At 73.9% G+C, this 20,815-nt stretch carries 16 protein-coding genes and 1 pseudogene; 7 read left to right on the top strand and 10 right to left on the bottom strand.

Annotation, left to right across the window (positions count from 1 at the left end; translation table 11 throughout):
• Positions 1–3: 3 nt before the first annotated feature.
• From mltG (ABD946_RS00955) to ABD946_RS00930, 6 genes are all read right to left on the bottom strand, one after another.
• The gene (mltG, locus tag ABD946_RS00955; RefSeq protein ID WP_345279043.1) at positions 4–1,698 is read right to left on the bottom strand and encodes an endolytic transglycosylase MltG; all 1,695 of its coding nucleotides are present in this window, start codon (positions 1,696–1,698) and stop codon (positions 4–6) included.
• A gap of 110 nt (positions 1,699–1,808) precedes the next feature.
• Positions 1,809–2,999, bottom strand: coding sequence for an endolytic transglycosylase MltG (mltG, locus tag ABD946_RS00950; RefSeq protein WP_345279041.1), 1,191 nt, complete (start codon positions 2,997–2,999; stop codon positions 1,809–1,811).
• A gap of 114 nt (positions 3,000–3,113) precedes the next feature.
• Positions 3,114–3,596 (bottom strand): Holliday junction resolvase RuvX, encoded by a 483-nt coding sequence (ruvX, locus tag ABD946_RS00945; RefSeq protein WP_345279039.1) that lies wholly within the window; start codon positions 3,594–3,596, stop codon positions 3,114–3,116.
• Positions 3,596–6,265: an alanine--tRNA ligase gene (alaS, locus tag ABD946_RS00940; protein ID WP_345279075.1), complete on the bottom strand. Its 2,670-nt coding sequence runs from the start codon at positions 6,263–6,265 to the stop codon at positions 3,596–3,598. Before alaS ends, ruvX begins: the two co-directional genes overlap by 1 nt.
• Positions 6,266–6,711: 446 nt before the next feature.
• Positions 6,712–7,191 carry a DUF948 domain-containing protein gene (locus tag ABD946_RS00935; protein ID WP_345279035.1) on the bottom strand — a complete coding sequence of 160 codons (480 nt, stop codon included), beginning with the start codon at positions 7,189–7,191 and terminating at the stop codon, positions 6,712–6,714.
• 252 nt (positions 7,192–7,443) lie between these two features.
• Entirely contained in the window at positions 7,444–8,706 is a 1,263-nt protein-coding gene (locus tag ABD946_RS00930; protein ID WP_345279033.1) for a hypothetical protein, read from the bottom strand.
• A 178-nt stretch (positions 8,707–8,884) separates the two neighbouring features.
• Between ABD946_RS00930 and ABD946_RS00925 the strand changes: the two genes are divergently transcribed.
• Positions 8,885–9,592 carry a hypothetical protein gene (locus tag ABD946_RS00925; protein WP_345279031.1) on the top strand — a complete coding sequence of 236 codons (708 nt, stop codon included), beginning with the start codon at positions 8,885–8,887 and terminating at the stop codon, positions 9,590–9,592.
• On the opposite strand, the gene rpsD is transcribed toward ABD946_RS00925, so the two are convergent.
• The 3 genes from rpsD to ppk2 form a co-directional block, all read right to left on the bottom strand.
• The gene (rpsD, locus tag ABD946_RS00920; protein WP_345279029.1) at positions 9,580–10,194 is read right to left on the bottom strand and encodes a 30S ribosomal protein S4; all 615 of its coding nucleotides are present in this window, start codon (positions 10,192–10,194) and stop codon (positions 9,580–9,582) included. The genes ABD946_RS00925 and rpsD overlap by 13 nt on opposite strands.
• A 312-nt stretch (positions 10,195–10,506) precedes the next feature.
• Positions 10,507–11,856, bottom strand: coding sequence for a replication-associated recombination protein A (locus tag ABD946_RS00915; protein ID WP_345279027.1), 1,350 nt, complete (start codon positions 11,854–11,856; stop codon positions 10,507–10,509).
• Between the two features lie 31 nt (positions 11,857–11,887).
• Positions 11,888–12,712: a polyphosphate kinase 2 gene (gene ppk2 / locus ABD946_RS00910; protein ID WP_345279025.1), complete on the bottom strand. Its 825-nt coding sequence runs from the start codon at positions 12,710–12,712 to the stop codon at positions 11,888–11,890.
• A 232-nt stretch (positions 12,713–12,944) separates the two neighbouring features.
• On the opposite strand from ppk2, the gene ABD946_RS00905 reads away from it, so the two are divergent.
• From ABD946_RS00905 to ABD946_RS00895, 3 genes are read left to right on the top strand one after another with little or no spacing between them, the layout of a single operon-like run.
• A complete protein-coding gene (locus ABD946_RS00905; protein ID WP_345279023.1) occupies positions 12,945–13,838 on the top strand; it encodes a LysR family transcriptional regulator in 894 nt (297 codons plus the stop codon).
• A gap of 49 nt (positions 13,839–13,887) precedes the next feature.
• Entirely contained in the window at positions 13,888–14,142 is a 255-nt protein-coding gene (locus ABD946_RS00900; RefSeq protein ID WP_345279022.1) for a type II toxin-antitoxin system Phd/YefM family antitoxin, read from the top strand.
• Positions 14,139–14,390: a type II toxin-antitoxin system RelE family toxin gene (locus ABD946_RS00895; RefSeq protein ID WP_345279020.1), complete on the top strand. Its 252-nt coding sequence runs from the start codon at positions 14,139–14,141 to the stop codon at positions 14,388–14,390. The genes ABD946_RS00900 and ABD946_RS00895 overlap by 4 nt, the downstream gene beginning before the upstream one ends.
• 19 nt (positions 14,391–14,409) lie before the next feature.
• Here the strand turns inward: ABD946_RS00895 and ABD946_RS00890 are convergent, their stop codons facing one another.
• On the bottom strand, positions 14,410–17,466 hold the full coding sequence (locus tag ABD946_RS00890; protein ID WP_345279018.1) for an AfsR/SARP family transcriptional regulator: 3,057 nt from the start codon (positions 17,464–17,466) through the stop codon (positions 14,410–14,412).
• A gap of 118 nt (positions 17,467–17,584) precedes the next feature.
• Between ABD946_RS00890 and ABD946_RS00885 the strand changes: the two genes are divergently transcribed.
• The 3 genes and pseudogenes from ABD946_RS00885 to ABD946_RS00875 all read left to right on the top strand — a co-directional run.
• Positions 17,585–18,697, top strand: a complete 1,113-nt coding sequence (locus ABD946_RS00885; protein WP_345279016.1) for an alkene reductase — start codon at positions 17,585–17,587, stop codon at positions 18,695–18,697.
• 64 nt (positions 18,698–18,761) lie between these two features.
• Positions 18,762–19,736: a hypothetical protein gene (locus tag ABD946_RS00880; protein WP_345279014.1), complete on the top strand. Its 975-nt coding sequence runs from the start codon at positions 18,762–18,764 to the stop codon at positions 19,734–19,736.
• A 198-nt stretch (positions 19,737–19,934) separates the two neighbouring features.
• A pseudogene (locus ABD946_RS00875) lies at positions 19,935–20,792 on the top strand (MFS transporter); the annotation flags it as partial.
• Positions 20,793–20,815: the final 23 nt, after the last annotated feature.

Genomic DNA, 20,815 nt, shown 5'->3' with positions numbered 1-20,815 from the left:
TCCTCACTTGCACTGACCTGCCTTCTGGTCGAAGCCCTTGCCCTGCCCGGTGCACCACTCCTGGACGTTCTTCAGGTGCTCGTCCCAGGTGGCGGCGAAGCGGGTCTCCTGCGGGTTCATGGCGATCCAGTAGATCCAGTCACCCGCGGGCGGGTTCAGGACGGCGTTGATCGCCTCCTCGCCGGGGTTGGCGATCGGGGTCGGCGGCAGGCCCTTCCGCTTGTACGTGTTGTACGGGGTGTCCTTCTCGTGCTCGGCCGCCGAGAAGGTGGTGCGCCCCAGCTCGTACTGCAGGGTCGTGTCCAGTTCGAGCCGGCCCCAAGTCCCCTTGGGCGGACCGGCGTTGATGTTGAGGCGGTTGGACATCGCCCGTGCCATCTTGCCGAAGTCGGCCGAGTTGTTGCCCTCGGCCTGCAGGATGCTGGCCGCGATGACGACCTCGTAGCCGTTCTTGACCCCGGCCTTCTGGGCGCCCGCGTCCAGGCCGAGCGCCTGGTACTTCTCGGTCGCGGTCTTGACCATCTGCTTGAGCAGGTCCTCGGGCTTCATGCCCTCGCTGATCGAGTACTTGGCCGGCCAGAGGAAGCCCTCGATGTTGCCGTTGGCGTACGGGGGCAGGCCGAGGTCGTTGACCTGGGCCTTGGCCACGTTCGCGGTGGTGCCCGGGGCCAGCTTGAGCTTGGCGTCGATCCGCTTGTAGATGTCGACGGCCTTCTGGCCCTCGGGCAGGATCAGCGCGGCGCCACCGGCCGAGTCCACCAACAGCTTGACGGCCGCCTCGGCGGACATCTGGTGGTGCATGGTGAAGAAGCCCGGCTGGATGGTCATCGCCTTGGGGTTCTTGCCGTAGGCGTTGCGGAAGGCGTCGAGGCTCTTCACCACGCCGGCGTCGAGCAGCACCTTGCCCATCGCGTCGCCCGTGCCCGGCTTGATCTCGATCTGGACCGTGCCGGTGCCCTCGCCCACGAAGTCCGGCGGCGGGCCGAAGTGCTTCTGGTAGAAGTTGTAGCCCCAGTAGCCACCGCCGGCCAGGCCGCCGATCAGGACCAGGGCGACCACCAGGCAGGCGCCGCTGTTCTTGCGGCCGGCCTTCTTGCCCTTCTCCTTGCGGCGCTTCTCGGCCGAGCGGGAGTCGTCCTGCTCGCCGAAGAAGGACTCCCGCTCCGGGTCGTGCTCCTCGGCGTACTCCTCCTCCGCCCAGTCGTCCTCGGGCTCGGGCTCGGCCGGCACGCGGGCGGGGGCGTCCAGCGCGGCGGCCTCGGCCTCCCAGTCGATGCCGTCGGGGCCCGGGCCGGAGACCGGCTCGGCGCGCCGGCGCGCCGGCTGCGGCTGGGCCTGCTGCGGAGGCATCGGCTGCTGGGGCACCTGCTGCTGCGGGTAGCCCTGCTGCTGGTACGGCTGCTGCGGGGCCTGCGGCTGCTGCTGGTAGGGCTGCTGGCCGTACTGCGGCTGCTGCGGGGCCTGCGGCTGCTGACCGTACTGCGGCTGCTGCGGCTGCTGGGGGTAGCCCTGCTGCTGCGGGTAGCCGTACGGACCGGGCTGCTGGGGCTGCTGCGGTTGCTGAGGGTAGCCGTACTGCCCCGGCTGCTGCCCCTGCTGTCCGGGCTGCTGTCCCTGGGCGTAGCCGCCGTACCCGGGGTCGCCCGGGTGCCACGGCTGCGTGCCCTGGGGCTGGTAGCCCCCGCCCAGATCCGTCATCGATCCCCTTAAGCCGATCCGGCAAGCCTCTCGAACCGGCGTGCTAGCGACACGCCTGGAGGGAGACGTTACCGTACCGCAGGGTACGTCCCCGCTGGACGGTCTCACCCTCAGTGGCCGGTGGCCGCCGGGGACGGACGGGCGGCGCGTGCCGCCTGACGTGCGTTGAACTCGGCGACGTTGCGCTGGTGCTGCTCGAAGCTGTCGGTGAAGCGGGTGTCCCCGGGGGCCACGGTGACGAAGTAGAGCCAGTCCCCCTCGGCGGGCTGGACGGCGGCCTGCAGGGCGTCCCGGCCGGGGTTGGCGATCGGGGCGGGCGGCAGGCCGGGGTGCAGGTAGGTGTTGAACGGCGAGTCCAGCTTGGTGTCACCCGTCGTGGTGGTCAGGGTGGAGCGGCCCAGCGCGTAGTTGATGGTGGAGTCGAACTGGAGCGGCATCCGCTTCGCCAGCCGGTTGTGCACCACCCGCGCCACCTTGGCCATGTCCTCCGCGTTGTCCGCCTCCCCCTGCACCAGGCTGGCGATGACCAGCAGCTCGTACGGGCTGCGGCCGAGCAGGGGCCCGGCGGTCTCCAGGTCGTCCGCCGCCTGGGCCTTGCCGGCCTGACGGACCATCTGCTGGAGCATGGCCAGCGGGGTGGTCTCCGCGGTGACGGGATAGGTCGAGGGGAAGAGGTAGCCCTCCGGGTTCCCCCCGGCCTCGGCCGGCAGGCCGAGCTCACCGGTGCGCTGCTCGGCCACCGCCTTGGTGGTGCCCGCGGTCAGCTTGAGCTTCTGGTCCACGGCCTCGTAGACCTGGGCGGCCCGGCGGCCCTCGGGGATGGTGAGGGCGTTGGCGTTGGCGGGGTCGAGCAGCACGTTCAACGCCGAGGCGGCGGGCAGCTTCTGACGGAGCGTGTAGGTGCCGGGCTGGATGCTGTTGCCGGCCGGGCTCTTGGCGGCCGCCTCGGTGAAGGCCCGGGTACTGGCCACCACGCCCTCCTTGACCAGGGTCTGGCCGATCTGGGCCACGGTGGCGCCCTGGACCACCGATACCTGGGCCGAGCCGGTGCCGGAGCCGCTGAAGTCGGCCGCCCGGACCGGTTCGTCCCGCGGCCACCAGAGGTAGCCGACCAGCACCGCGGCGCCGAGCACCCCGGCCAGCGCCAGCACGCTCAGGCAGCAGGCCAGGCCGGTGCGCAGCCGCCGCGGGTCGTGCGCGGGGGCGCCGGGCGGCGGGCCCGGGGTGCGGCCCTCGGGTTCGACCACCGGGGCGCCCAGGTGACCGGGCGTCAGGCCCGGCGCGCTGTACGGATCGGTCACGGCTCGTCCCCTCCGGCTGCCCTGGAACCCGGGGGTCGCAACGGCCCGGGAATGCGGAACGGGGCACCTGCGGCATTCCGCAGGTGCCCCGTCCGGGACGCTATTGCACGATGATCAGCCGACCGGCACGACGCTCTCACCGGGGGGCCTGCCGCTCACCCGTTCGGTCTCAAGGGCGTTCTGCAGGATCACCACGGCGGCCGCCTGGTCGATCACCGAGCGGCCCTTCTTGGCGTTGCGGCCGGAGGCCCGCAGGCCCTGGGCGGCGGTGACGGTGGTCATCCGCTCGTCCACCAGCCGGACCGGCACCGGGTAGAGCAGCATGGCCAGCCGGCCCGCGTACTCGCGGACCTTCGCGGCGGCCGGGCCCTCCTTGCCGCTCATCGAGCGCGGCAGGCCGACCACCACCTCGATCGCCTCGTACTCGTCCGCGATCGCCTTGAGCCGGGCCTGGGAGCGGCCCCCCGCCGGGACCGTCTCCACCGGGGTGGCGATCAGCCCGTCGGGGTCGCAGCTGGCGACCCCGATCCGGGCGTCCCCCACGTCCACGGCGATCCGGCGCCCCCGGCGGAAGACCTTCTCCTCCTGAGCCTCCATCAGCGGGCGCGCTCCGCGACCAGGCCCTTGACGGCGGCGATCGCCTCGTCCAGGGCGGCCGGGTTGGTGCCGCCGCCCTGGGCGACGTCGTCCTTGCCGCCGCCGCCGCCGCCGAGGGTCTTGGCGGCGACCTTGACCAGCTCGCCGGCCTTGACGCCGCGCGAGCGGGCGTCCTCGTTGGTGGCGATCACGGTCAGCGGACGGTCGTTCGCCACGGTGAAGGCGGCGACCACGGCCGGGCGGGCGCCGAGCCGGGCCCGGACGTCCAGGACCAGCTTGCGCAGGTCGTCGGCGCCGGTGCCGTCGGCGACGCGGGCCGCGACCACCGAGACCCCCTGCACGTCCTCGGCGCCCGCGGCGAGGCCGGAGGCCAGCGCGAGCACCTTCTCGGCGCGGAAGCGCTCGATCTCCTTCTCGGCGTCCTTGAGCTTGGCGAGCATCCCGGAGATCTTCTCCGGCAGCTCCTCCGGGCGGCCCTTGACCAGCTCGGTGAGCTGGGCCACCACGGTGTGCTCCTTGGCCAGGAACTTGTACGCGTCGGAGCCGACCAGCGCCTCGACCCGGCGGACACCCGCACCGATCGAGGACTCGCCGAGCAGCTTCACCAGGCCCAGCTGGGCGGTGTTGCCGACGTGGGTGCCACCGCAGAGCTCCTTGGAGAAGTCCCCGATGGTGACCACGCGCACCGAGTCGCCGTACTTCTCGCCGAACATCGCGATGGCGCCGGCCTTGCGGGCCTGGTCCATCGTCATGACCTCGGCGGTGACCTCGAGTTCACGGGTCAGCACGTCGTTGATCTTCTGCTCGACGTCCACCAGGACCGAGCCCGGCACGGCGGCCGGGGAGCCGAAGTCGAAGCGGAAGCGGCCCGGGGCGTTCTCCGAACCGGCCTGGGCGGCGGTCGGGCCGAGCGCGTCGCGCAGCGCCTGGTGGGTCAGGTGGGTGGCCGAGTGGGCGCGGGCGATGGCCCGGCGGCGGTCCAGGTCGATCTGGGTGTACGCGGCGGCGCCGAGCACCACCTCGCCGACCACGACCGTGCCCTTGTGCACCGTGACGCCCGGCACCGGGGCCTGCACGTCGCGGACCTCGATCACCGCGCCGGAGTCCAGCCGGATCCGGCCCTGGTCGGCGAGCTGGCCGCCGCCCTCGGCGTAGAACGGGGTGCGGTCCAGGACGACCTCGACCTCGTCGCCCTCGTGCGCGGCCGGGGCGGAGACGCCGTCGACCAGCAGGCCGACAACGGTGGACTCGCCGTGCGAGTCGGTGTAGCCGGTGAAGACGGTGGCGCCGGAGCGGTCCGCCACCTCGCGGTAGGCGGAGACGTCGGCGTGGCCGTGCTTCTTCGCCTTGGCGTCGGCCTTGGCCCGGTCCCGCTGCTCCTTCATCAGGCGGCGGAAGCCGTCCTCGTCCACCGAGAGGCCCTGCTCTGCGGCCATCTCCAGGGTGAGGTCGATCGGGAAGCCGTAGGTGTCGTGCAGCTGGAAGGCCTTGTCACCGGCCAGCACCGAGGAGCCGGCCGACTTGGTCTCGGCGACCGCGCCGTCCAGGATCGTGGTGCCCGAGCGGAGCGTCTGGAGGAAGGAGACCTCCTCGGCGACGATCACGGTGGTGATCCGCTCGCGCTCCTTGTAGAGCTCCGGGTACTGCGGGCCCATGGCCTCGATGGTGACGTCGGTCAGCGCCTTGGCGACCGGGTCGGTGGCGCCCAGCAGACGCATGTTGCGGATCGCGCGGCGCAGGATGCGGCGCAGCACGTAGCCGCGGCCCTCGTTGCCGGGGGTCACGCCGTCGGAGACCAGCATCACCGAGGTGCGGATGTGGTCGGCGACCACGCGCAGCGAGACGTCGGACTTCTCGGCCGCGCCGTAGCGGTGGCCGGTCAGCTCGGCCGCCCGGTCGAGGATGTGCCGGGTGGTGTCGATCTCGAAGAGGTTGTCGACGCCCTGCAGGATGGTGGCCAGACGCTCCAGGCCGAGGCCGGTGTCGATGTTCTGGCTGGGCAGGTCACCGAGGATCGGGAAGTCGTCCTTGCCCGAGCCGGCGCCGCGCTCGTACTGCATGAAGACCAGGTTCCAGATCTCCATGTAGCGCTCGCCGTTGACCGCCGGGCCGCCCTCCTCGCCGTACTCGGGGCCGCGGTCGTAGTTGATCTCCGAGCACGGGCCGCAGGGGCCGGGGACGCCCATCGACCAGAAGTTGTCGGCCTTGCCCAGGCGCTGGATGCGCTCGGCCGGGACGCCGATCTTGTCGCGCCAGATGGCCTCGGCCTCGTCGTCGTCCTGGTAGACGGTGATCCAGAGCTTCTCGGGCTCCAGGCCGTAGCCGCCCTCGGCGACGGGGGTGGTCAGCAGCTCCCAGGCGAAGCCGATGGCACCCTCCTTGAAGTAGTCGCCGAAGGAGAAGTTGCCGCACATCTGGAAGAAGGTGCCGTGCCGGGTGGTCTTGCCGACCTCCTCGATGTCCGGGGTGCGGACGCACTTCTGCACGCTGGTGGCGCGCGGGAAGGGCGGCTTGACCTCGCCGAGGAAGTAGGGCTTGAACGGCACCATGCCGGCCGGGACCAGCAGCAGGGTGGGGTCGTCGGCGACCAGGGAGGCCGACGGCACGACGGTGTGGCCGCGCTCCTCGAAGAAGCGCAGCCACCGGCGGCGGATCTCTGCCGACTCCATCATTGGTCCTTCCGGTTGGGGCCGCCGGGCAGCTCCGGGAGCTGACGCGGCGTCGAATCCATGTCTGAGGGGGGTGGTGCGGGCACTGCCGAGACGGGGGCGCTGGGCGGCGGCCGGGGAGCCCGGTGCCGCCTTGATAGCTCGCGCCGCCCCGATCGCCGGGTCCGCCGCGGCGCCGCGCAGCGCCTTGCGGCGCGGGGGCTCGACCACGGCGGTGCCGTCCAGGCCCAGGTCGTCGCGGAGCTGGCGCTCGCGCTCGGTCATCCCGGCGCGCACGTCGGCGGCGAACCGCTTGGCGGCGTCGCCGAGTTGGAGCGCGCCGCGGGCGGCGGTGCCGGAGAGGCTGTCCGGGGTCATCCGGTGCACGGCCTCGTTGGCCTTGTTCATGGCCCAGACGGTGGCGCCGGCGCCGACCGCCATCCAGAAGATGCGTCGCACCATCGCCGTCAGCCCTTCACCGCGCGGCGCAGCCGGCCGACCAGTCCGCCCCGGCGGGGGGCGGTGGCGGCGCGGACCTCGGCCCGGATCAGCCGGGCCAGCTCCTCGCGCTCGCCCGCCTGCTGGGGCACCGTCAGACCGGACTGCTGGCGGGCCACCGCCTTGCGCACGCCGTAGGAGAAGGCGGCCATCTTGACCAGCGGGCCGCCGAGGGTGGCGGCCACGGTGGAGGAGAGGGCGTTGGCGTTGGCGGCGGCGTCCTGCACGTTGGCGGTGATCTCGTCCACCCGCTCCAGCTGCTCGTTGGCGCTGCGCACGGCGGTGCCCGCGTCGGTCAGCAGCGGCACGGCCTGCTCGGTGACGGCGGCGACCAGCACGGTCGCCTCCCGGAGCACCTTGGAGAGCCGTACCAGGACGACCGCCAGCAGGGTGACCAGGACCGCCCAGAACACGGCCACCAACAGGCCGGCCAGCTCTCCCACGGACACCTTGTGCGCTCCCTCGCCGTCATCCCCACACTTCAGGGTTGAACCCTACCGCGATTCGGCAAGGAGATTACGTGCGGCACCCGGCTCGACCTGGGGGCCGCGGCGGCGCTGCCTCCCCCGGCGGGGCAGGACGGCCGGCCCGGCCCCGGCCGAGGCGGCCCTCGTAACCCCCCGCCCCGCCACCTCGTTGACGGGGTGGTCCGCAGGGTGCGGGCCCTTGCAGGCCACGGGGGCGGCTCAGTGTGCAGTGACTCACCCGGCCACCGGCTGCCCGCCGAGCTGACCAGCTTCGTCGGCCGGGAGGCCGAACTGGCGGATCTGGACGAGCTGTTGACGGCTGGTCGGCTGGTGACGGTGACCGGCCCCGGCGGGGTCGGCAAGACCAGGCTGGCCCTGCGCGCCGCGGCCGGGGCGGCCCGGCGGTACGCCGACGGGGTGCGGCTGGTGGAGCTGGCCGGGGTGCGCGGCCCGCACCTGCTGGGCCACGCGGTGCTGGAGGCGCTGCGACTGCCCGACTCCACCACCCGGCAGCCGGAGGAGGTGCTGGTCGAGCAACTGGCCGACCGGGAGCTGCTGCTGGTGCTGGACGGCTGCGAACACCTGGTGGAGTCCTGCGCCGCACTGGCCGCCGCGCTGCTGCGGGCCGCCCCCGGGCTGCGGGTGCTGACCACCGGCCGGGAGGTGCTCGGGATCGCGGGCGAACACCTCCACCCCCTGGCGCCGCTGCCGGTGTCGGCGGAGCCGGGCCGGGTCCCGGCGGCGGTGCGGCTGTTCGCCGACCGGGCCGCCGCCGTGCTGCCGGGCTTCGAGCTGACCGAGCGCAACCTGGCCGAGGCCACCCGGCTCTGCCGCCGGCTGGACGGCATCCCGCTCGCGGTGGAGCTGGCCGCCGGGCGGCTGCGGGCGCTCTCGGTGGAGCAGATCACCGACCGGCTGGACGACCGCTTCCGGCTGCTGGTCGGCGGTTCGCGCAGCGGCCCGGAGCGGCACCGCACGCTGCGCACCACGATCGGCTGGAGTCATGAGCTCTGCACGCCGCAGGAACGTTTGCTCTGGGCCCGGCTCTCGGTCTTCACCGGCGGCTTCGACCTGGAGGCGGTCGAGTACGTGTGCGCGGGCGAGGGCCTGGCCGCCGAGGAACTCCTCGACCTGGTGGGCGAGTTGATCACCAAGTCGGTGCTGCTGCGGGAGCAGGGCCCGCTCGGCGCCCGCTACCGGCTGCTGGACACCCTGCGCGAGTACGGCGCCGGCTGGCTGCGGGCGAGCGGCGAGGAGCAGCGCCTGCGCCGGCGCCACCGGGACTGGTACCTCGGGGTGGCCACCTGGGGCGAGGTCGAGTGGTTCGGCCCGCGGCAGCCGGAGACCGCCGAGCGGACCAGACTGGCCCACTCCAACCTGCGCGCCGCGCTGGAGTTCAGCCTGGCCGAGCCGGGCGAGGAGCAGCTGGCCCTGCTGCTGGCCGGCACCCTCTGGTACTACTGGGTCGGCTCCGGCCACCTGGGCGAGGGCCGGCACTGGCTGGACCGCGCGCTGGCGCTGGCCCCCGAGCCGACCGAGGCCCGGGCCAAGGCCCTCTGGGTGACGGGCTACCTGGCCACCCTCCAGGGCGACCTGCACCGGGCCCGCCCCGCCCTGGCCGAGTGCCACCGGCAGGCCGTGGAGACCGGGGGACGACCGGGCGCTCGCCTACGCGGTGCACCGGCAGGGCTGCGCGGCCCTGATCGGCGACGAACTCGCGCGCGCCACCGAGCTGTTCGAAGAGGCGCTCTGGCACTACGAGGCGATCGGCGAGCTGAACAGCAACGTGCTGATGGCGATGTTCGAGCTCGGCGTGGCGCACCTCTTCCAGGGCGAGACCGAGCGCGGCACCATCTGGCTGGAGAAGGTCCGGGAGGTCTGCGAGGAGCACGGCGAGCAGTGGGCCTACGCCTACGGCCGCTACGCGATGGCGTACGCGGCCTGGCTCTCCGGCGAGCTGCGCCCGGCCCGCGCGCACGCCCGCGAGTGCGTGCGGCTGAACCACCTCTTCCAGGACCTGCTCGGCGTGGTGCTGGCGCTGGACGTGCTGGCGGTGCTGGAGACCGAGGGCCCGGACCCGGACCTGTACGAGGCGGCGGTGCTGCTCGGCGCGGCGCACCGGACCTGGCGGGCGGTCGGCAAGCCGTTCTGCGGCTCGACCACCTTCAACACCCCGCACCGCACCGGCCTGGAGCGGGCCAGGAGCGGTCTGACGGAGCAGGAGTTCGCCGAGGCCTTCGAGCTGGGCGTGGCCCTGGACCTGGACCGGGCGGCGGCCCGGGTGGCCTCAGGCCGTGCCGTGCGGGTGCCCCGGAACGGGCCGAGCCCCGCAGCCGGAAGGCTGCGGGGCTCGGCTCTGCCTGCGGCAGGTCAGCGCGAGTAGTACTCGACGACCAGCTGCTCGTCGCAGATCACGGGGACCTCACGACGCTGCGGGGCGCGGTCCAGGCGGAAGGCCAGGGCGCGGAGGTTGACCTCGAGGTACTTCGGGGTCTGGCCCTCGCCCGCGTTGCCACCCTCACGGGCGACGACGAACGGGGTCTTCTCCTTGCTACGGTCACGCACGGTGACGACGTAGCCCGGCTTCAGCTGGAACGACGGCTTGTTGACCTTGCCACCGTTGACCTCGATGTGGCCGTGGACGACCATCTGACGGGCCTGGTAGATCGTGCGGGCGATGCCCGAACGCAGGACCAGCGAGTCCAGACGGGTCTCCAGCAGGGCGACGAGCGCCTCACCGGTCTTGCCCTCGACCTTCTTCGCGTTCTCGAACGCGCGGGCCATCTGCTTCTCGCTCAGGTCGTACTGGGCGCGCAGACGCTGCTTCTCGGTCAGACGGACCTTGTAGTCAGAGTTCTGCTTGCGGCCACGGCCGTGCTGGCCGGGCGGGTACGGGCGGGCCTCGAAGTACTTGACGGACTTCGGGGTCAGCGGGATACCCAGCGCACGGGCAATCTTGACCTTGGGACGCTTCTGGTTCGCCATGGAACCATTACCTCTTTCAGTTGCGAATACGGCTTCACCAGGTGTTGACGGAGGTTGCTCCTCGCGACCCGGAGAAAAACCGCCCGCATGACGGACGATCAGCCGCTCTCCGCAGCCGGGCACTACTGTGCTTGCACACGTTCGGCCCACCGCCGTGAGGTGGTGGGCTGCACGCGACACCGAAATCGGTGCGCAACGCTCCAGGAAGTCCGTGGAGGACTTCACGGCCATCGCCCCGCTGGTGCGGCCGGTCGGTCAGCCGAAGCTCACCGCCGGGCCCGGGACAAGGCACTCCGGGCAACTATACAGGCGTCACGACTCTCCCCTGAGCCGGCCCCTGGTCCACTCCACGGTGTCCGCGTACCGGGCCTCGCCGCCGCGCCTGGTCGGCTTGTAGTACTCCTTGCCGTGGACCGCGTCCGGCGCGTACTGCTGGCGGGCGATGCCCTCGGGCCGGTCGTGCGGGTACTGGTAGCCCTGGGCGTGGCCCAGCTTGGCCGCCCCCTTGTAGTGGCCGTCGCGCAGATGCGGCGGCACCGCCCCGGTCAGGCCGGCCCGGACGTCGGCGAGGGCGGCGTCGATCGCCAGGTAAGCCGCGTTGGACTTGGGGGCCAGGGCCAGCGCGATGGCCGCCTGGCTGAGGATGATCCGGGCCTCCGGGAAGCCGATCAGGGCCACCGCCTGGGCCGCCGCCACCGCCGTCTGCAGGGCGGTGGGATCGGCCAGGCCGACGTCCTCGCTGGCCGAGATCATCAGCCGCCGGGCGATGAACCGCGGGTCCTCGCCGGCCTCGATCATCCGGGCCAGGTAGTGCAGGGTGGCGTCCACGTCGCTGCCCCGGATCGACTTGATCAGGGCGCTGGCCACGTCGTAGTGCTGGTCGCCGTCCTTGTCGTAGCGGACGGCCGCCTGGTTCACCGCCGTCTCGGTGGTGGCCAGGGTGATCTCCGCCTCGCCCTTCTCCAGCGCCGCCCCGGCCGCCGCCTCCAGGGTGGTGAGCGCCCGCCGGGCGTCCCCGCCGGCGAGGCGCACCAGGTGGTCCTCGGCCTCCTGACCGAGCGTCACCTCACCGCCCAGGCCGCGCTCGTCCTCCACCGCGCGGCGCAGCAGGGCCCGGACGTCCTCGTCGGTCAGCGACTCCAGGGTGAGCAGCAGCGAGCGGGAGAGCAGCGGGGAGATCACCGAGAAGTACGGGTTCTCGGTGGTGGCGGCGATCAGGGTGACCCAGCGGTTCTCCACCGCCGGGAGCAGCGAGTCCTGCTGGGCCTTGGAGAAGCGGTGGATCTCGTCCAGGAAGAGCACCGTCTCCCGGCCGGACATGCCGACGGCGCGACGGGCGCCGTCGATCACCGCGCGGACCTCCTTGACCCCGGCGGTGATCGCCGAGAGCTCCACGAAGCGGCCCTCCACCGCCTGGCTGATCACGTGCGCCAGGGTGGTCTTGCCGGTGCCGGGCGGACCCCAGAGGATCACCGAGCTGGTCGCCGCCGGGCCGCGCGAGTTGGCCACCAGCCGGCGCAGCGGGGAGCCGTCCTTGAGCAGCTGCCGCTGCCCGGCCACCTCGTCGATGGTGCGCGGGCGCATCCGCACGGCGAGCGGGGCCCGCCCGGGCTCCTGGGCCTGGCGTTCCTCGGCGGCTGCGGTGAAGAGGTCCGGTTCCACGCTGTGAAGCGTATGCCAGAGCGCCGACGCTTCAGTCGGCCAGCTTCGCGGCGTGGTCGGGCACGTACTTCTGCAGGTCGCGCGGGGGCCGCTGGTAGCCGTGGCCCGGCGGACGGGCCGGCAGGTGCACGGAGGGCGGGCTGACCTCGTGGTACGGGACGGTGGACAGCAGGTGGGCGATCATGTTGATCCGGGCCCGGCGCTTGTCGTCGCTCTCCACCACGTGCCAGGGGGACTCGGGGATGTCGGTGTAGACGAACATCTCGTCCTTGGCCCGGGAGTACTCCTCCCACCGGGAGATCGACTCGGTGTCCATCGGCGACAGCTTCCAGCGCCGCATCGGGTCCTCCAGCCGGTCCCGGAAGCGCTTCTCCTGCTCGGTGTCGCTGACCGAGAACCAGTACTTGCGCAGCATGATCCCGGCCTCGATCAGCATCCGCTCGAAGGTCGGGCACTGGTGCAGGAACTGCCAGTACTCCTCCGGCGTGCAGAAGCCCATCACCTTCTCCACCCCGGCCCGGTTGTACCAGCTCCGGTCGAACAGCACGATCTCCCCGGCGGCCGGCAGCTGCTCCACGTACCGCTGGAAGTACCACTGGCTGCGCTGGCGCTCGGTCGGCGCCGGGAGTGCGGCGATCCGCGCCACCCGGGGGTTGAGGTACTCGGTGACCCGCTTGATCGCGCCGCCCTTGCCGGCCGCGTCCCGGCCCTCGAAGACCACCACCAGCCGGACGCCCTCGGCCCGCACCCACTCCTGGAGCTTGACCAGCTCGCCCTGGAGCCGGAGCAGCTCGCGCTCGTACGGCTTCTTCGGGAGCCTCGTCGTGCTGCTCGGCTTGGGGGACTTCGACGCCATCCGGCCCTCCGCTCACGGGTGCTGATGGGCACTCACGTTACGGCGGATCAGGCCCGGTCGCAGGTCGGCCGCGCACTGCGTGCGAACTCCGGGCGAACTGCGTGGGAACGGCGCGGGGCGCCCGGGACCGACCGTCCCCTGTGCTGCCGGTACCGGACCCCCCGCGACGGGTGGCCCACTCTGCCCCAGCCCCGGCGGGCCGGTCCAATTCCCGGTTCCATAACCTGACGGCATGGACATCGACACCCGGCTGCTCCGCTCCTTCGCGGCGGTCCACGAGGAGCGCCAGCTCACGGCCGCCGCCGCCCGGCTGCTGGTGTCCCAGCCCGCCCTCACCAAGCAGGTCCGCCAGCTGGAGACCCTGCTCGGCGTCCAGCTCTTCGAACGCACCCGGACCGGCGTGACCCCCACTCCGGCCGCCGACGAACTGGCCCGCCGGGTCCCCGCCCTGCTGGCCGGCTGGGACGGCGCCGTCCGCGCCGTCCGCCAGGCGGCCACCGAGGCCGAGGGAGTGCTCCGGGTCGGCTTCGAGGGGGCCACCGTCAACCTGATGAGCCTGGCCACCATGGCCGACTTCGAACGGCGGATGCCCGGCTGGCAGGCCCGGATGCGACAGAACAACTGGTTCGACGTCACCTCCGGCCTGGCGAGCGGCGAGATCGACCTCGCCCTCTGGCACGCCCCCGCCGACCTCTCCCCCGAGTTCGCCGGCGAACGCCTCGCCACCTCCCCCCGGCTCGCGGTCCTCCCCGTCTCCCACCCCCTGGCCGGCCGCACGACCATCGACGCCACCGAGCTCTTCGACGACCCCTTCGTCGCCATCCCCGCCGAGGCCGGCTTCTGGCGCGACTACTGGCTCGGCTGCCCCGAACGCGGCGGCCGCCCGGCCCGGATCGGCGCCGTCGTCCACAACGCCGACGAATGGCTCGCCGCCGTCGCCTGCGGCCAGGGCATCGGCTTCGCCCCCTCGGCCATGAGCCGCCTCGCCTCCCGCCCCGATGTGGTCTACCGCGAGGTCACCGGCCTCTCCCCCAGCCACGTCGGCCTCTACTGGCTCCGCGACCGCCCGCTCACCGCGGCGATGGCCGCCTTCATCGAGAGCTGCCGCAGCACCTTCGAGCTGTAGGAACCGGCTTTCAGGCGCCATGAAGGCGCGTGAAGTGTACAGTTCTGTCATGAGCGATACGCTGCCGATCACCGAAGCGCGGGCCAAGTTCGGCTCGCTGGTACGCCGGGCCTCGCACAGCCGCGAGCGGATCATCATCACCGACCACGGCCAGCCCGCCGCCGTCCTCATCAACCCCCAGGAACTCGCCGACCTCGAGGACGCCCTCGCGCTGGCCCAGTACCGCGCCCGCCAAGCCGCCGGCACCGTCGTGACCGTCGCCCACGACGACGTCCGCGCCCAGCTCGGCCTGGAGCGCGGGTGACCCACCGCATCACCTGGGACGAGCACGCGATCAACGCCGCGGCCCGCTTCCTCAAGGACGACCCGGACGGCCTGCGCCAGGTCATGGACGCCGTCGACCTCCTGGCCGACGATCCCCGGCCGACCGGCTCCACCGCATACGGCTCACCCGACCTGCGCCGCATGCACGTCGGCCGCTACCGGGTCATGTACGAGATCGCCGACAGCACCGTGACGATCGTGATCGTCAACCTCGGCCGCGTGGCCTGACCTCCCTACCGCGGCCTGCTCACGAGGTGACGGCGGCGGTGATCCGGTCGACGTCGCCGCGTTCCGCGGGCGGGAGCGGGCCGCCGTTCGCCCGGCGGAGGGCGTCCGCCTCGGCCAGCAGGCGGGCGGCCTCGGCCGGGTCGGCGGCGAGGACGGCGGCTCCGGCCAGGCCCTCCAGGGAGAGTGCAACGGCTCGCTGATCGCCCAACTCCCTCGCGTACGACAGGCCTTGGCGGTGCAAGTCCGCTGCCTCGGCCGCCTGGCCGCGCAGCTCGGCGATGAAGCCGAGCTCGACGTGGAGGAGGTGCTTCCCGGCGAGGGACGACGGGTAGTCGTCGAGCATCGTGCGCAGGTGGCGCTCGGCCTCGTCCAGCTCGCCCGCTCGCCGAGCCCCCAGCGCCAGCCCCATCAGGGCGAACACCTCGCCGTACAGGTAGCCCTGGGCCACCGCCGCCTGGCGGGCGCGCTCGTGCAGCTCGCGGGCCCGGTCCCAGTCACCGGCCAGCAGGGCCAGCCGGCCCAGGCCGCCGAGCCGGGCGGAGACCTCGGCGGCCAGGCCGAGCCCCTCGGCGAAGGCCAGGCCCTCGGTCTGGAGCGTGGCCGCGGCGGTGTGGTCCCCGGCGATCTCGGCCAGTGCGGCGAGCACCGGGACGGTCTGCAACTCGCCCCAGCCGTCGCCCAGCTGACGGAAGGCCAGGGCGGCCGCCCGGCCGTCCCGCCCGGCTGCCTCCAGGTCGCCTGCCACCAGGGCGGTGACGGCCAGCAGGGCGCGGGCGGCGGCCGTGCCCCAGGCGTCGTCCGCCGCCTCGCAGAGCTCCAGGGCCCGGCCGGCGACCTCCCGTGCGGTCACCGGGTCGCCGGCGTGGTGCAGGCCGTAGCCGTGCAGCCAGAGCGCCCGCCCGTGCCGTCCCGGGTCGGGCGTCACCCCAACCGGCCCCTCCCCGCCGGGTTTCTGGTGACCCGTCAGCATCGCGAACGCGCCGTACTGGAGCCGGAGTTCGACCTCCCCCGGGGCCCCGGGCGGCAGCCGGTCGAGGACGGTGGCGAGGGTGGTGCGGGCCTCGTGCAGGCGGCCGCGCAGCAGCCACCACGGGGCGAGCGCGGCGGCCTGCCGGGCGGCGCCGGACGGGTCCGCACGGTGGAGTGCGGCGTGCAGGTTGGCGGCGTCGGCGTCCAGCCGGGCCAGCCACTCGCGCTGGTGCGGGCCGCGCAGTGCGGGTTCGGCCCGGACCGCCAGGTCGGCGTAGTGACGGGCGTGGCGGTCAGCCGTGGGGCCCAACTCCCCCGCCTCGTGCAGGCGTTCGCGCGCGTAGGCGGCCACCGATTCGAGCAGGTGGTAGCGCGGGCCGTCGGCTCCGTGCACCGCGTCGACCAGCGAGCGGTCCACCAGCCGGCCGACCAGGTCGAGGACCTCCCACTCGGGTGTGCCGTCCGCCGCGCAGACCGCCTCGGCGGCCGCCAAGGTGCACCCCGCCACGGGGACGGAGAGCCGTCTCAGCACGGCGCGTTCGGACTCGGTGAGCAGGTCCCAGCTCCAGTCGATCACCGCGCGCAGGGTCTGCTGCCGAGCCGGCAGCCCGCGCTGCCCGGAGGCCAGCAGCCGGAACCGGTCGCCCAGCCGGTCCGCCAACTCCCGTACGCCCATGGACCGGACCCGGGTCGCGGCCAGCTCCAGGGCGAGCGGCAGGCCGTCCAGGCGGCCGCAGATCAGCTCCACGGCCTCCCTGGTCCGGGTGTCCTGCGGGCTCGCTCCGAAGCCCGGGGCGGCAGCGGCGGCGCGCTCCGTGAACAGCCTTGCGGCGTCGGCGGGTTCGAGCGGGGTGACGGGGTGGAGGGTCTCCTCCGGGAGGCGCAGCGACTCCCGGCTGGTGGCCAGTACCCGCAGGCCGGGCGCCACCGCCAACAGCTCGGCGACCAGCGCGGCGGCCGCGTCGATCACGTGCTCGCAGTTGTCCAGGACCAGCAGCGTCCGCCGCCCCCGCAGCGCGGCGGCCAGCGAGGCGGCGGCCGAGTCGGGCGCCAGCGGCATCGCGGCCTGCTGGACGCCGAGGGCGGCGGCCACCGGCTGGGCCAGGTCGGCCGTGCCGACGGGCAGCGGGCCGAGCTCCACCAGCCGGACGTCCTCCCGCGGATCCTCCGACAGCCGGTGGGCGAGGGCCAGCGCGAGCCGGGTCTTGCCCACCCCGCCGGGGCCGGTGAGCGTCACCAGCCGCTCACCGCGCACCAGTCGGAGGAGCCGCTCCAGCGCCGGGCCACGCCCGACCAGCCCCGTCCGCGGCACCGGCAGCACCGCCGCACCGACACCCGTCGGCACGGCCGCCCCACCACCGAGCTCCGCCGGTGCTGGCAGCAGCGCCGGGTCCTGCCGCAGGATCGCCGCGTGCAGGGCCGTCAGCTCCGGTCCCGGATCGATGCCCAACTCCTCGGCCAGCAGCGCCCGCAGCTCCCCGTACGCGGCGAGCGCCTCCCCCTGCCGCCCCGCCCGGTACAGCGCCCGCAGCTGCACCGCGCGCAGCCGCTCCCGCAGCGGGTGACGGTCCACCAGTTCGGCGAGCCCGCCCACCAGCAGCGGATCGCCCGCCGCCAGCCGGGCCTCGGCCCGCTCCTCCTCCGCCGACAGCCGCTCCTCCGCGAGCCGCTGCACCGCCGCCCGGGCGAACTCCTCGTCGCCGAAGTCGGCGTACGGCTCGCCGCGCCACAGCTCCAGCGCCGCACCCAGGGCCGCTGACCGCTCCCCGGGGTCCACCATCAGCCGCGCCCCGGCCGTCCGGGTGCGGAAGGCGCCCGCATCGAGCTCGCCCTCCGCCAACTCCAGCCGGTACCCGGCCGGTTGGTGGGTGACCCGATCACGCCCGATCGCCCGGCGCAGCTGGGAGACCTTGGCCTGGAGGGCGTTGGCGGGGTTGCCCGGCAGGGCGTCGCCCCAGAGGGCGTCCACCAGCCGGTCGGTCGGCACGGCCCGTCCCCCGTGGACCAGCAGCACCGCCAGCAGCGTCCGCACCTTGGCCTCGGGGACCGGCACCACCGCACCGTCCGCGTCCCACACCGCCAGCGGACCGAGCACCCCGTACCTCATGCGGCCCACCCTACACAGCCAAGATCATCAGCCCGCCGTCAGCGGACCGTCAGTGCTCCCGAAGCGAGTTGAGCGATCGTCAGGCCAACGGAACGAGAGACCTCCCGAGGAGCCAGCCATGACCAGCACCGACCTCTTCCAGCCCGCCCGTCTCGGCGCGCTCCGCCTCGCCAACCGCCTGGTGATGGCCCCGATGACCCGCAACCGGGCCGACTCGCAGGGCGTCCCGACCGAGCTGATGGCCACCTACTACGCCCAGCGCGCCACCGCCGGCCTGATCATCGCCGAGGCCGCCACCCCCAACCCGGTCGGCGCCACCTACCCCGACATCCCGGCCATCCACGACGAGACCCACGTCGCCGGCTGGCGGCGCGTCACCGAGGCCGTCCGGGCCGAGGGCGGGCAGATGTACCTGCAGCTCCAGCACGGCGGCCGGGTCGGCCACCCGGAGACCACCGGGCTGCACCCGCTCGCGCCCTCCCCCGTCCCGCTGCCCGGCACGATCTTCACCCCGTCCGGGCACCAGGAGACCGTGGTGCCGCGGGAGATGACGGAGCAGGACGTCCGCGACACCGTCGCCGACTTCGCCGCAGCCGCGCGCCGCGCCGTGGAGGCGGGCTTCGCCGGGGTCGAGGTGCACTCCGCCAACGGCTACCTGCTGCACCAGTTCCTCTCCTCGCACACCAACCGCCGCACCGACGGCTACGGCGGCTCCGTCGCGAACCGGATCCGCTTCACCGTCGAGGTGGTGCGCGCGGTCGCCGAGGCCATCGGCCCGGAGCGGGTCGGCGTCCGGATCGCCCCCGGCGTGACCGCCAACGGCATGGCGGAGGACGACGTCGAGGAGGTCTACCCGGCCCTGGTCGAGGCGCTGGCCGGGCTCGGCGGCCTCTCCTACCTGCACGTGGTCTTCGCCGATCCGGAGCAGCCGCTCTTCCACGCCCTGCGCCGCGCCTGGCCGGGCACCCTGATCGCCAACCCGGTGCTCCCCTGGCCCGGCCCGCTCCCGGTGGACGGCGGCCGCGCCGCCGGCGAGCGGCTGCTCGCCGCGGGCGCCGACCTGATCGCGCTCGGCCGCGCCTTCCTGGCCAACCCCGACCTGGTCGCCCGGCTGCGCACCGGCGCACCGCTGAACCCGATCCGGGACGCCCACCTGATGTACGTCGGCGGGGCGACGGGCTACACCGACTACCCCGCGCTGGAGCCGGCCGGGACCGGGGCGGGACGCTGAACCCTCACGGCCGGGACGGCGGGACGGCCAGGGTGGGTGCATCCGACCCTGACGGAGGATCACCATGGCCACCGCCCCGCCCACCCGGAACGACCACGGCCAGGACGTGGACCCGCACGACCTGGACCTGGTCGCCTTCCGCTCCGACCCCACCCGGCGGGCCCGCGACTCGCTGTTGGCCGTCAACGCCGGGATGCGCAGCGCCTACGCGACCCTGAAGGCCGACCTCACCCCGCACCTCGGCCCGGTGATCGTGGTGGAGAACGACTCCCGGGGCGGCCGCTACACCCTGATCCACCGGGGCGAGCGGGAGAGCCTGCACCCGGTGGCCGAGGAGTTCGAACTCGCCAAGTCCATCGCGCACGTCCCGCTCGGCGTCTTCTCCGTCCTCGCCCCGTACCTGAGCGGACCGACCGGGGCGGCCGGCTGGGCCGGGCCGCTGCGGGAGTTCGCCGGGACGCTCGGCACGGCCCGCCGCCTCCTCGAAGCGGCGCGGCTGCCGCAGGAGTTGGAGGCCTCCTCGCGGCGGATCCTGGACGCGGCCGTGGAGTTCGCGGAGACCTCCACGGCCCGGGGCGGCTTCACCGTCGAGTCCTTCACCGAGTTCACCGGCTCCGTGTACGCCGACATCCGCACCAACATGGCGCACGCCGCCCGGGCCCAGATCGCCGGGGTCGGCCGCCTGATGCGGCGCTGGCGGCAGCGGGTCGGCGAGCGGGAGTGGCCGGACCTCTACGTGGTGGTGCTCTCGATCTGGACCACCGCCGTGCTCAACCAGAACAGCATCGTCATCCGGCGCTTCCTCGACCCGGCCCGGGCCGACGACCACCTGCTCGACATCACCACCGCCCAGCTCCCGGCCGACCCGGTGGCCACCGCGCTGGACAACCTGGCCCGGATCGTCCAGGACAACGTCGCCGCCGAACTGGTCTTCCCGGTCGACCAGGAGGTGGCCGACGCCCTCAAGGGCCAGGAGGACCTGCTCTCGGAGACCATCCTGGAGCAGCTCTCCTGCCCCTACCGGGGCCGGGCCGCGTGAGTCGGCGGGCGGCCGTCGGGCTGGTCCTGCTGGCCGCCGACCTGCGGGCCGCCTTCACCGCACTCCCCCCGCTTCTGCCGGCCCTCGGCCTCGGCGGGGCCGCCGCGAGCGCCCTCACCACCCTGCCCGTGCTCTGCCTGGCCCTGGTCGCCCCCGTTCGCCGCGCCGCTCGCCCGCCGCCTCGGCAGCTCCGCGACGGTGGCCGCCGCCCTGGCGCTGCTGACGGCGGGTCAACTCCTCCGGGGCCTCCCCGCCACCGCCGCCCTGTTCGCCGGCACCGCCCTGGCGGGCGCGGGCATCGCGGTCGGCAACGTCCTGCTCCCCGCCGTGGTCAAGCAGCGGTTCCCCGGCCGGACCGGCCCCGCCACCGGCCTGGCCATGGCCGCGATGTCCGGCACCGCCGCCCTCGCCGCCGCGCTGGCCGTCCCCCTGGCCCGCACCACCGGCCCGCACGCGGCCCTCGCCCTCTGGGCCGTGCCGTCCCTCGCGGCCGCCCTGCTCTGGAGGCGGGGGCACGAGGCAGCCGGGCCGCCTCGGGGGCGCGGGGAACCGCGCGCTGCGGAGGGCTCGGACCTGTCTGCCGGGTACGGGCGCTCACCTGCACGTGAATCTCCGTACCCGGCACGCGGGTCGTGTTCTTCCGCAGCGCGCGGTTCCTCGCGCCCCCGGGGCGCTGCCCTGCTGCGCGAGCCGCTCGCCCTGGCCGTCGCCGGCTTCCTCGGGCTGGTCTCGCTGATGTTCTACGTCCTGACCGCCTGGCTCCCCACCCTGATGCGGGATCAGGGGCACGGCGCCGCCGAGGCCGGGGCGATGCTCTCGGTCTTCCTGCTGGTCGGCATCCCGCTGGGGTTCGCCGCTCCGGTGCTCGCCGCCCGGCTGCCGGACCAACGCCCGCTGGCCGCTGCCGTCTCCGCCGCCACCGCCCTCGGACTGGCCGGGCTGCTGCTGGCACCGCAGGCGGCCTGGCTCTGGGTGGTGCTGCTCGGGGTGGCCAACGGCATCGGGTTCCCGCTATCCGTCACCCTGCTGGGCCTGCGCACCCCGGACCCGGCCACCGCCGCCCGGCTCTCCGGACTGGC

This window comes from Kitasatospora albolonga, assembly GCF_039535905.1.
Classification (GTDB): domain Bacteria; phylum Actinomycetota; class Actinomycetes; order Streptomycetales; family Streptomycetaceae; genus Kitasatospora; species Kitasatospora albolonga.
Note: the sequence above shows the minus strand (reverse complement) of the source record. Positions and strands in the feature narration are given on the sequence as shown.